Origin of the sequence: Maribacter sp. PR66, assembly GCF_028464205.1 — a bacterium.
GTDB classification, from domain to species: Bacteria; Bacteroidota; Bacteroidia; order Flavobacteriales; family Flavobacteriaceae; genus Maribacter; species Maribacter flavus.
Genome location: NZ_JAQPCH010000008.1, coordinates 142,334 through 155,433, shown reverse-complemented (window position 1 = coordinate 155,433; position 13,100 = coordinate 142,334). Strand labels below are relative to the sequence as shown.

At 44.4% G+C, this 13,100-nt stretch carries 8 protein-coding genes; all 8 read left to right on the top strand.

Going from position 1 to position 13,100, the window contains the following annotated elements; translation table 11 throughout:
* Positions 1-14: 14 nt before the first annotated feature.
* The 8 genes from accD (at position 15) to PP181_RS14240 (ending at position 13,098) form a co-directional block, all read left to right on the top strand.
* Positions 15-884, top strand: coding sequence for an acetyl-CoA carboxylase, carboxyltransferase subunit beta (accD, locus tag PP181_RS14275; RefSeq protein ID WP_272637613.1), 870 nt, complete (start codon positions 15-17; stop codon positions 882-884).
* A gap of 100 nt (positions 885-984) precedes the next feature.
* Positions 985-1,254: a 30S ribosomal protein S15 gene (gene rpsO, locus PP181_RS14270; RefSeq protein ID WP_138259359.1), complete on the top strand. Its 270-nt coding sequence runs from the start codon at positions 985-987 to the stop codon at positions 1,252-1,254.
* 200 nt (positions 1,255-1,454) lie between these two features.
* Positions 1,455-3,677 carry a polyribonucleotide nucleotidyltransferase gene (locus PP181_RS14265; RefSeq protein WP_272637592.1) on the top strand — a complete coding sequence of 741 codons (2,223 nt, stop codon included), beginning with the start codon at positions 1,455-1,457 and terminating at the stop codon, positions 3,675-3,677.
* 152 nt (positions 3,678-3,829) lie between these two features.
* Positions 3,830-4,693, top strand: coding sequence for a sigma-70 family RNA polymerase sigma factor (locus PP181_RS14260; RefSeq protein ID WP_073180565.1), 864 nt, complete (start codon positions 3,830-3,832; stop codon positions 4,691-4,693).
* 209 nt (positions 4,694-4,902) lie between these two features.
* Positions 4,903-6,885, top strand: coding sequence for a type I pullulanase (pulA, locus tag PP181_RS14255; RefSeq protein WP_272637591.1), 1,983 nt, complete (start codon positions 4,903-4,905; stop codon positions 6,883-6,885).
* Positions 6,886-6,891: 6 nt separating this feature from the next.
* On the top strand, positions 6,892-7,104 hold the full coding sequence (locus PP181_RS14250) for a VF530 family protein (RefSeq protein ID WP_272637590.1): 213 nt from the start codon (positions 6,892-6,894) through the stop codon (positions 7,102-7,104).
* Positions 7,105-7,262: 158 nt separating this feature from the next.
* Positions 7,263-9,905 carry a c-type cytochrome gene (locus tag PP181_RS14245; protein ID WP_272637589.1) on the top strand — a complete coding sequence of 881 codons (2,643 nt, stop codon included), beginning with the start codon at positions 7,263-7,265 and terminating at the stop codon, positions 9,903-9,905.
* Positions 9,906-9,975: 70 nt separating this feature from the next.
* A complete protein-coding gene (locus PP181_RS14240) occupies positions 9,976-13,098 on the top strand; it encodes a VPS10 domain-containing protein (RefSeq protein WP_272637588.1) in 3,123 nt (1,040 codons plus the stop codon).
* Positions 13,099-13,100 lie beyond the last annotated feature (2 nt).

The following is a 13,100-nucleotide window of genomic DNA, read 5'->3' as shown; positions in this document are numbered from 1 at the left end:
TTTAAATGGAAGACATGACGGCTTGGTTTAAAAGAAAGGAAAAAGGAATCCAGACTTCCACAGAGGAAAAAAAGGACACCCCTAAAGGACTTTGGTATAAATCCCCTACCGGTAAAATCGTAGAATCTGAGGACCTTGCCAAAAACTTTTACGTAAGTCCGGAAGATGATTACCATGTACGTATTGGCAGCAAGGAATATTTCCAGATTTTGTTCGATGACAACAAATTCACCGAATTGGATGCCAAACTTTCTTCCAAGGACCCTTTAAAATTTGAGGACACCAAAAAATACATTGACAGGTTAAAGGCCGCCCAAAAGAAAACAGGTCTTACCGATGCAGTTCGTACCGGGTTCGGTAAATCCTTAGGAAAGGATATCGTAATCTGCTGTATGGACTTTGCGTTTATTGGGGGATCCATGGGTAGCGTCGTAGGTGAAAAAATCGCAAGGGGAATTGATTATGCCATTAAGAAAAAGGTTCCCTTTGTCATGATTTCAAAATCTGGGGGCGCGCGAATGATGGAAGCTGCCCTTTCCTTGATGCAGTTGGCCAAAACCTCGGCCAAACTTGCGCAATTGGCAGACGCTGGCCTACCCTATATTTCGCTTTGTACGGACCCAACTACGGGTGGCACCACGGCTTCCTATGCCATGTTGGGCGATATCAATATATCGGAGCCCGGGGCCTTGATCGGCTTCGCGGGACCAAGGGTAGTAAAAGATACCACAGGTAAAGAATTGCCGGAAGGTTTCCAGTCCGCCGAATTTGTTTTGGAACACGGGTTTTTGGATTTTATCTCACACCGAAAGGACTTGAAGAAGAACATCAATCTATACATAGACCTCATCCAAAATCAACCCATCCGAAAGGCAAAAGCCTGAGCATTGTAAAAATGTTCGTCGGGTAATGAAAAAAGACCTATATTTGCACCCTGATTTACAAAAAATCGGATACATAAAAATCATTTAAAACAATATTGGAATGTATTTAACCAAGGAAATTAAGGCCGACATCTTTAAAAAGCATGGCGGGAAAGCGGAGAACACAGGTTCTACCGAGGGACAAATCGCTTTGTTCACACACCGGATCAATCACTTGACCGGACATTTAAAAAACAACCACAAAGATTATAACACCGAGCGGTCTTTGGTAAAATTGGTAGGTAAGCGTAGAAGCTTGTTGGACTATCTTAAAAATAAGGATATCGTCAAGTACAGGGAGCTTATCAAAGAACTTGGTATTAGAAAATAAACACAAAAGGGGATGGTTGACCATCCCCTTTTTTTAAAATATACTCCATGTCTAAGGAGCCAAAAAAATAGACAAACACAAAAAGCTACACACAGTTTTTCATTGGTCCACACAACAACACAACAACACCCGACCATACAAAACGTCGGAGAGACCATTGTTTAACGAACCTGAAATGATTCGGGTTTTAATCACATTTTATGATTCCAAAAGTATTTAGAGAGGTCATTGACCTTGGGGACGGTAGGGAGATTTCTATCGAAACCGGAAAATTGGCAAAACAGGCACATGGTTCTGTTGTTGTTCAATCTGGAAAATGTATGCTGTTATGTACAGTTGTTTCCAACTACAAGGCAAGCGATGTGGATTTCTTGCCACTAACGGTGGATTACCGTGAAAAATTTGCCGCCGCGGGGCGTTACCCTGGCGGATTTTTCAAGAGAGAGGCGCGTCCCAGCGATGGAGAAGTTTTGACCATGCGTTTGGTGGACAGGGTTTTGAGGCCCTTGTTCCCCAAGGATTACCACTCGGAAACCCAGGTGATGATCCAATTGATGTCCCATGACGAAAACGTAATGCCGGATGCTATGGCCGGTTTGGCAGCTTCTGCTGCTATTCAGTTATCTGATTTCCCTTTTGAATGCCCAATTTCAGAAGTACGTGTAGGAAGGGTCAACGGTGAATTCGTAATCAACCCTACGTTAGCTCAATTGGCGGAATCCGATATCGATATGATCATTGGCGCATCTGCCGATTCTGTAATGATGGTGGAAGGGGAAATGGATGAAATTTCCGAAGAGGAAATGACCGAGGCCATTAAATTTGCCCACGAGGCCATAAAAGTACAGTGTGCGGCCCAGGTTCGGTTGGCAGAGGCATTCGGAAAAAAAGAAACCCGTGAGTACGAACCGGAAGCAGAGGATGAATCGTTGGCGAAAAAAGTACACGATCTTACTTACAGTAAGGTGTATGAAATAGCGAAAGCCGGTTCTGCTAAACATGAAAGAAGCGCAGCTTTTGAGGCAATCAAAGAGGAGGTGAAAGCCTCTTTCAGCGAAGAGGAGCAGGAAGAATTTGGTGGATTGATCTCCAAATATTTCTATAAGGCCGAAAAAGCAGCAATAAGAGACCTTACTTTGAACGAAGGTCTGCGATTGGACGGTCGTAAAACTACGGACATACGGCCTATTTGGTGCGAAGTGGATTATTTACCATCCACACATGGTTCTGCTATATTCACCAGGGGAGAGACACAGGCATTGGCTACGGTCACCTTGGGTACTTCTAGGGATTCCAATCAAATAGACATGCCATCTTTTGAAGGAGAGGAGCGTTTTTACCTACATTATAATTTCCCTCCTTTTTCAACGGGAGAGGCTAGACCGATCCGTGGCACTTCCAGAAGGGAAGTCGGTCATGGCAACTTGGCACAAAGAGCCCTAAAAGGCATGGTTCCTGAGGATTGTCCATATACAGTAAGGGTAGTATCCGAAGTGTTGGAGTCCAACGGTTCTTCATCCATGGCAACAGTTTGTTCGGGAACTATGGCACTAATGGATGCCGGTGTCCAATTGAAAAAACCCGTTTCAGGTATTGCCATGGGATTGATTACCGATATGGAATCAGGTAAATATGCCGTGCTTTCCGATATTTTGGGAGATGAGGATCACCTAGGGGATATGGACTTTAAGGTAACCGGTACGGCCGATGGTATCACTGCTTGTCAGATGGATATCAAAGTAAAGGGACTTTCTTATGAAATCTTGGTCAAGGCCTTGAAACAAGCCCGTGACGGACGTTTACATATATTGGAAAAATTGGTGGAAACTATTGAGGCACCAAGAGCGGATGTGAAACCGCATGCACCTAAAATGGTTACACGAATCATCCCGAACGAGTACATAGGTGCCTTGATCGGACCTGGAGGAAAAGTAATCCAAGAGCTTCAAAAAGAGACCAAAACGACGATCGTTATCAACGAAGATCCGGTTACCGAAGAAGGTATCGTGGAAATTCTGGGTACGGACCAGGCGGGAATCGACGCAGTAATTGCAAAAATCGATTCTTTGATGTTCAAGCCGGAAGTTGGGAGCGTTTACGAAGTAAAGGTTATCAAAATGTTAGATTTTGGTGCCGTTGTGGAATATATGGAAGCACCGGGCAACGAAGTATTGTTGCACGTTTCTGAATTGGCATGGGAGCGTACTGAAAATGTATCTGATGTGGTAAACATGGGCGATGTGTTTGATGTGAAATACTTCGGTATTGATCCAAGAACTAAAAAGGATAAGGTTTCCCGTAAGGCTCTTTTGCCAAAACCTGAAGGTTTTAAGGAAAGGCCTCCGCGCGATAACAATCGTAGGGACGACCGTCGTGGAAACGACAGAAACCGCGATCGCGATAGAAAACCAAGAAGGGATTAAAAATCCTTAAAATTTAGAGCCCCGACCATTGGTCGGGGCTTTTTTATTCACTTAATCGATTATTTGAAGTTTTTTATACCCAATTGTAACATTCTGGAAAAATCTACGTATAAGTATATGCAGTCTATGCAAATTGAACTTAATTTACTTTAATGAGACAGCTTAAGATTACAAAACAGGTCACCAATAGGGAGACCGCATCCTTGGACAAGTACTTGCAAGAAATTGGAAAAGTGGACTTGATTACCGCTGATGAAGAAGTAGAGTTGGCACAACGCATCAAGGCAGGCGACCAGATCGCTCTTGAAAAACTAACAAAGGCCAACCTCAGATTCGTGGTATCGGTTGCGAAGCAATACCAAAACCAAGGGCTTACTTTACCGGATTTGATCAACGAGGGAAACCTTGGTCTGATCAAAGCTGCACAGCGTTTTGACGAAACGCGGGGATTTAAGTTTATCTCCTACGCCGTATGGTGGATCCGTCAATCTATATTACAGGCATTGGCGGAACAGTCTCGTATCGTTCGTTTGCCTTTGAATAAAATTGGTTCTATTAACAAAATTAACAAGACGTTTGCCTTCTTGGAGCAAGCGCATGAACGGGTTCCCTCTGCAGAAGAAATTGCCAAGGAATTGGATATGACCGTTGAGGACGTAAAACAATCCCTGAAGAACTCTGGTCGTCACGTATCCATGGACGCCCCTTTAATTGATGGAGAGGATTCCAACCTGTACGATGTTTTACGTAGTGGTGAGTCCCCAAATCCGGACAAGGAATTGCTACATGAGTCGCTTCGTACAGAAATTGAACGCGCATTGGAAACCTTGACTCCAAGGGAAGCCGATGTTATCAGACTTTATTTTGGCCTTGCAGGGCAACACTCCATGACCTTGGAGGAAATTGGTGAAACTTTTGACCTTACTAGGGAAAGGGTACGACAAATCAAGGAAAAAGCCATTCGTAGGTTAAAACACACCTCTAGAAGTAAGATTTTAAAGACCTATCTAGGTTAAACGTAAAAATTACACGTGAAACTTATGTTAAATTGCAAATTTGGCATATAAGTTGTAATTTTAAGGTTACAAACAGTTTATCATGACTGTTCGTTTTTTGATTGATGAATAAACTCCGGCTGATTACCGGAGTTTTTTCATTTTAGATACTTTCCTTGATAGTGTAACCCTACTATATCTTTTCTATCTTGTTAAAAAGAATTCTCTTAATGAAATACGTTTTTATCCCTACCATTTTGATGTTATTGACCACTTCTTGCCGCAAGGGTTTTGATAAATCCCACTACCACGCCTACCCTACCGCCCAAAATGCAAACCTTTGGACACAGTATACCAAGGAAGCTACGGAATTTACTTTATGGGCGCCGACAGCAAAGGGGGTAAAAGTCAATCTCTACGAAAACGGCAACGACTCCCAAATAAAGGAGAGCCACTTGATGGAAAGTTCAGAGAATGGCGTTTGGATAAAAAAACTAATAGGAAACCTGAACGGCACGTATTATACCTTTCAGGTTAAAACAGATTCGGGATGGTTGTTCGAAACCCCAGGTATTTATGCCCAAGCGGTTGGGGTCAACGGTAACAGGGCCATGGTACTAGATTTGGCAACTACCAACCCTCAAGGCTGGGAAATGGACAAAGGGCCCAAACTTGAAGCACCCAATAAAGCGATAATCTACGAGCTGCATGTACGGGACATGACCCTACATCCACAATCGGGAGCGGAACAAAAAGGAAAATTTCTCGGGTTGGTGGAACAGGGCACCAAAGGACCGGGGAATATAAAAACAGGTATTGATCATCTACAGGAACTTGGCATTACCCACGTACATTTATTGCCTTCCTTTGACCACTATTCCATTGACGAAACAAAACTGGATACACCTCAATTTAATTGGGGCTACGATCCCAAAAATTACAATGTACCGGAAGGTTCTTATTCGACCGACCCTTATGACGCATCGGTGCGAATCAAGGAATTCAAACAAATGGTGAAATCCTTTCATGAAAACGGTATCGGGGTGATTATGGATGTTGTTTACAACCACACGGGCAAGACGGAGGAATCGCTGTTCAATCAGGAAGTACCCGGCTATTATTACCGTCATAACGAAGATGGCAGCTATTCAGATGCGGCCGCCTGTGGGAATGAAACGGCATCGGAACGAACCATGATGCGAAAATTCATGATAGAGTCCCTTTTATATTGGACAAAGGAATACCATATCGATGGATTTCGGTTCGACTTAATGGGCATCCATGATATTGAGACCATGAACGAAATCGCATCGGCCCTAAAAAAAGTAAATCCAGACATCCTCTTATATGGCGAAGGCTGGACTGCCAAGGACTCCCCGCTCCCTGAAGAAAAGAGGTCCCTAAAAAAACACATGCAAAAACTGCCGCAAATTGCGGCCTTTAGCGATGATATTCGGGACGGTTTAAAGGGTTCCGTCTTTGAAGATTTGGACACCGGTTTCGTAAACGGGGGAACCAAAAAGGAGGAATCCATAAAGTTTGGACTTGTGGGCGGCATCCAACATCCTCAAATCGATTATGAGGGTGTCAATTACTCCAAGGCCCCATGGACAAAAGCCCCTTGGCAATCCATATCCTACACCTCCTGCCACGATAACCTCACCTTATTTGATAAACTACAAATTTCGAATCGGGCCGCTGGTCAAGAGGAATTGATTGCCATGCACAAATTGGCCAATGCCATTGTTTTGACTTCGCAGGGCACCCCGTTTTTACATGCAGGCGTTGAATTTTTGAGGTCCAAACAAGGCGAACATAACTCCTACAACCTACCGGATAGTATCAATCAAATCGATTGGAATTTGAAAAATATACACCAAGATGTTTTTACGTATTACCAAAATCTAATTCGTTTACGAAAGTCGCATCCAGCCTTCTCCATGTCCAATGCCAAAACGGTCAATGATCACCTAGAATTTCAATTCGTAGCCGATGGCCTTATTTCATATACTCTGGAGAATTCCTACAATAATGATTCTTGGAAGGAGATTCTGGTCATTTATAATGCCAAAAAAGAAGCTTTTCGGTATCCATTGAAAGAAGCCTATAAATTGGTAGTATATAATGATATGTTTGATTTCAGCGGCTCCAAAACCATACAGGAATACATCGATGTTCCTCCCATATCCATATTGGTCGCCTATAAAGATTAAGAATTCATGGAACAAAAAAACAACCCACTACATGGTGTAAAATTGGTCGATATCCTAGAACACCTTACACAAATTTACACTTGGGAAGAATTATCGAAAGAAATAAATATCAACTGCTTCAAGAATAATCCATCCATAAAGTCGAGCCTAGTTTTTCTAAGGAGAACGCCGTGGGCCAGAGAAAAAGTAGAAGCTCTTTACTTTAAGAGTCTGGCCTAGATACTGCAATTTTTTAGGCCCTTTTAAGGTGGGCCCAAATGTGGGCAACATTGTGGTAAATATTCTTTAGTAAAATGGGCAGTTCAAAAAAATAACTATTGAATTCTTTAGTGCAAGTTTTGTATCTTTTAGCTATCTAAAAGACCAACTTTTAATCCATGAACAATTCTTTCTTAAAATACATCGCAATAATGGCATTTGTTGCGACAATGATTGCCTGTAAGGACGATACCCAAAACGAAGCAGCCACACCAGCTTCAGAAATCAAGTTCAATATTCCCGATGGATTTTCATTAGAAGAAATCTATCATCCCAGTGCCAATGAGCAAGGATCTTGGGTCGCCTTGGCCCAAGGACCCAATGGCATTATCTTTTCCTGTGATCAGTATGGCAAAATTTTCTCCTTTACCCCTCCTAAAAATGGGGAAGAACTTTCCAAAGAGGATGTTTCCCCGTTGGATATTGAAATAGGACAGGCTCACGGTCTACTTTGGGCTTTCAATAGCCTGTACGTTTCCGTGAATAAAAGATGGGAGGAAGATTCGGACTATGGAAGCGGCATCTATAGAATTGCAGATACCGATGGGGACGGAGTTCTGGACCAAAGCACCATGCTTTTAAAATTGCAGGGCGATGGGGAACACGGGCCCCACAGTCTGGTCCTTTCGCCCGATGGAAATGAAATTTACTTTATTGCGGGCAACCATACCTTGGTTCCAGATGTTTTAAAAAACAACAGTAGGTTGCCCAACAACTGGAACGAGGACAACCTATTACCTACCTATTTGGATGCCAGGGGCCATGCAAACGATATCAAGGCGCCCGGTGGCTGGGTCGCAAAATTTAATGCTGATGGTACGGAATGGGAGTTGCTATCGGCCGGTTATAGGAATCCATTTGATATTGCCTTCAATAATGACGGGGAATTGTTCACGTATGATTCGGACATGGAATGGGACATCGGAATGCCTTGGTACAGGCCCACGCGCATTTGCCATGTGGTACCGGGAAGTGAGTATGGATGGCGTACCGGATCGGGTAAATGGCCAGCTTATTATCCCGATAATTTGCCGGCCGTACATAACCTAACACAAGGCTCGCCAACGGCGGTCCTTTCCGCCTCTTCCCTAAATTTTCCATCGAAATACAAAAACGGGCTTTTGGTCATGGATTGGAGCTTTGGAACGGTGTATTTTATCGATTTGGTTCCCAAGGGGAGTAGCTACGGAGCCACGAGGGAACAGTTTTTTTCAGGGACCCCATTGCCGCTAACGGATATGATTTCCGGCTCTGACGGTAACCTCTACTTTGCTACCGGAGGCAGAAATTTGGATTCCCATTTTTACCGGTTGACCTATACCGGTGATGCTACTGCCAAAGCGGATACTGTCGAAAATGCCGAAAACAAACAATTGAGGGAGCTGAGACGCACCTTGGAATCCTTCCAGAAAAGCTCACTGGAAGAAGTTCTTTCCCTTGCGTGGGAAAATTTGGACCATGAGGACCGATTTATTCGTTATGCTGCGCGTATGGTCTTGGAGCATGCCGAATTCGATGCTTGGAAAGACCGATTTTCTTCAGAAACCGAGGCTACAAAACTTATCAATGCCAGTATTGCACTTGCCAGAACGGATGACCCACAGCACCAACAACTGCTTTATAAAAAATTGGAGCCCATTCAACTGGAAACACTTACCAAAGAAAACCAGTTGGCCCTCTTGCGCGCCTATTCCCTATCCTTCATCAGGATGGGCAAACCAGCAAATGCTGCCGGAAATGTGATAGCCAAAAAACTGAACAATTCTTTCCCCCATGCCAACAACAGCGTAAACAAGGAATTGGGTCAGATTCTACTGTATTTGGAAGCGGATGGCATAACGGAAGGTTTGGTCAACCAATTGGTAAAACATACTGAAGAAAGGACGGTTTCGGAAGGGGTTGGACTTTTAGATGAGCAAACCACCCTTAGGAGCGAACAATATGGAGAAATCATACGGGAAGTGCTGGCAAAAATGCCGCCAAGTGAGGCCATTTATTACGGGATGCTTTTGAGCAATGCCGAAAAAGGATGGAACAAAGAATTAAGGGAAACCTACTTCTCGTGGTTCTATGATGTGCTGGGAAGCAAGGGTGGAATGAGCTTTAAAGCCTATATGGAAAATGTCCGCCAACGGGCCATGTCACATGTACCTGAATCTGAAAAAGACTATTTCAAGGAAATTTCGGGCGAATATTCCCCAACGGATGCCGTAGCGGATCTTCCCCAGCCCCAGGGACCTGGAGGCATCTATACTGCGGGAGACATACAGGATATTGTATGGAACGAAGAAATGAAAGCAGGTGATTTTGAAGCGGGAAAACGAGCCTTTGAAGCGGCCATGTGTGTTTTATGCCACAGAGTTCGTGGCGAAGGAGGGGCCGCAGGACCGGACCTTACCCAAGCCCATACGAAATTTGGTACTTATGACCTCATCCATGCAGTTCTCAGTCCCAATGATGAAATATCGGATCAGTATGCCCACACCTTGTTGGAGCTGGCGGATGGCAAAAATCTGGCGGGTAGGATACAATCAGAAAACGAGGAAGAAATTGTATTAATGCCCAATCCCTACAACGAAACGTACACGGTAACTATCAAAAAAGAAACGGTAGTCCAACGCGGACCTTCGCCCATTTCACCAATGCCCGGAGGTTTGTTGAACCGACTCAATCCGCAAGAAATTAAGGACCTGTTCAAATATTTACAATCGGGTGGGGATGAAAACCATGAATCCTATAATGAAAATGAAAGTCAGGATTAAGTGGCCTTTCTTAAAATTCAAGCAATATCTTAGTCAATGTCTACTCACATAATTTAAAACTATACCAAAAATGAAAACCAACACACTAATGAATCTGAAGTATAAATTTCCGTTGCTCTTTATTTTCATTTTATGTTTTACGCTGGGTTTTTCACAAACGGAGGAGCTTCCCATCGATCCATCGTTTTACGAAAAACTGGAATGGCGCAATATTGGCCCTTCACGCGGAGGAAGGTCTTTAGGTGCCGCTGGAAGCCCTTCCAGACCCAATGAATACTACTTTGGGGCCACCGGTGGTGGCTTATGGAAAACTACGGACGGAGGCAATGAATGGAAACCTGTTACAGATGGTCAAATAACCAGTTCTTCCGTAGGTGCCGTGGCCGTGGCCGAAACAAACCCGGATATCGTGTACATTGGCATGGGCGAAGTTCAGTTACGGGGAAGTATCACCCAAGGGGATGGGGTCTATAAATCTACGGATGCCGGTGAAACCTGGAAACATTTGGGACTTGAGGAAACCCAGGCCATTTCCAGGATCCGTATTCATCCCACAAATCCGGATATTGTATACGTAGCCGCCCTGGGCCATCCGTATGGGGACAATGAGGAACGAGGTGTTTTTAAAAGCACGGATGGGGGGGGCACTTGGAACAAGGTACTTTATGTAAGTCCAAAGGCCGGAGCCGTAGACTTGATCATTGACAGGAACAATCCAGATGTGCTGTATGCAAGTACTTGGCAGGTATACAGAAAAGCTTGGAAAATGTGGGGCGGTGGACCGGATTGTAAGTTGTGGAAATCGGTCGATGGCGGAGAAACCTGGACGGACCTTTCCAAGAATCCCGGTATGCCAAAAGGTCCCTTGGGTAAAATTGGCGTCACCGTTTCACCAGTTGACTCCAACAGGGTCTGGGCCATAGTGGAGGCCAATGAAGGTGGAGTATTTCGTTCCGATGATGGCGGTAAGACTTGGGAACTTACCAACAACGAGCGTAAATTGAGACAAAGGGCTTTCTATTATTCCAGAATTTATGCCGACCCGGTAGATAAGGAAACGGTATACGGACTCAATGTCGATTTTTGGAAATCTACTGATGGTGGAAAAACCTTCGACACCGAAATAAAAGTGCCGCACGGGGATAACCATGACCTATGGATCGATCCAAATGACCCTAACCGAATGATTTCTTCCAATGATGGCGGGGGAATCGTAAGTATCAACGGGGGAAAGACCTGGACAGAAGAAGATTACGTAACCACACAATTTTATCATGTTATGGCCACCAGTGATGTCCCCTATCACGTAGCAGGTGCGCAACAGGACAACAGTACCTTGGCTATGCCCAGCGATGGCTGGGAACACATGCAGGCAAGAGGCCCTAACCATGGGTGGTATTATGCCGTGGGTGGCGGGGAAAGCGGATGGATAACCCAACATCCTACCGATCCAGATATTTTTTATGCCGGTAGCCAAGGTGCCCTTTTGACCCGCTACGATCGCAGCAACGGACAGATACGCGATATACAGGTATATCCAAGATTTTTCTCAGGAGAACCCGCAAGTGCCCTTCCGGAACGTTGGCAGTGGACCTTCCCCATTATGTTCGCTCCCCAAGACCCCAATGTCATGTACACCTGTTCCCAACACGTGTGGAAAACCACGGACGATGGGCAATTATGGGAAAAAATCAGTCCTGACCTTACCTATGCCGACCCGTCCACGTTAGGTAAAACCGGAGGTGTTATAACGATGGACATGAACGGACCTGAAATATATGCGACCGTATTCGCCCTTGCACCTTCAAACCACGATATCAATACCATTTGGGCCGGCTCGGACGATGGTAAAATACATATTACAAGGGATGGCGGAAAAAACTGGGAAGATATTACGCCAGCAGGCCTGCCGAAATTCTCAAGGGTCAGTATTATAGATGAATCGGTACACAACCCAGGCACCTTGTATGTCGCGGCAAACCGATATCAGGTCGATGATAGACAGCCCTATGTTTTCAAGACCCATGATTATGGAAAAACATGGACCAAGATTATCAACGGAATTTCCGACGGACATTTTGCAAGGGCGGTACGGGAAGATCCGGTTCGGGAAGGCCTTTTGTTCCTTGCCACGGAACATGGTGTCTATTTCTCAATCAACGATGGGGATTTATGGCAAAGTCTCCAGTTAAAACTCCCTGACACACCTGTAAGGGATTTGGTCGTTAAGGACAATGATGTTGTACTTGGAACCCACGGCCGTGGATTTTGGATCTTGGATGATATACAACCTTTACGGCAGTACACGTCCGAAATGAAGGATCAAGATGCCGTTCTCTTTAAGCCAACAAACGCCATTCGTGGCATTTCCGATGCAACAATCCAATATTATCTCAAATCCGAACAGGACACGATTACTTTCGAAATATTGGACGCAAATAATATGATTATTGACACTTTTACGGGTAGTAAGCCTAAATATGAAAAAGACCCGGACGCACCTTGGTGGGAACGAGGTGGATCGTCCAAACCCACGACGGCAAAAGGCCTAAACACGTTCAAATGGGATTTACGGTATCCTGGCGCCACGGTTTTCGACGGAATGATCATTTGGAGCGGACGCCCCCAACGAGGACCTAAAGCTCCCTTAGGGACATACAAGGTGAAAATGAAAACGGGCGACTATGAAGAAATATATACTTTCGACATAGAAATGAACCCTAATTTAAAGGGTATAACCAAAGCAGATCTTCAAGAACAATTTGAACTAGCCAATAAGATTATGAATAAGACCAGTTCCGCCAATAAAGCTGTCATTAAAATACGAAAGGTTAGAGAACAATTGAATGCGCATAAAGGGTCCCTTTCGGGTTCCACTTACAAGCGGAAACTCGCTCCATTTTTGGATAAGTTGACGGCTATTGAAGAGGAATTATATCAAGTAAGGAACCAGTCCCCACAGGATCCCTTGAATTTTCCGATCAAGTTAAACAACCGTTTGGCCTCCTTACGTAGAAGTGTTGAGACCGGTGATGCAAAACCTACTGACGGGGCCTATAAAGTTTTTGAGGAGCTTTCTGCCGAACTTGAAACCCACTTGTCTAATTTGAATAAAGTAATGGATTCTCAATTGCCCGTGGTAAACGCCATTTTAGAAAAAGCCGGGAAAAACGCCGTTCAAATTGGGGAATGAAC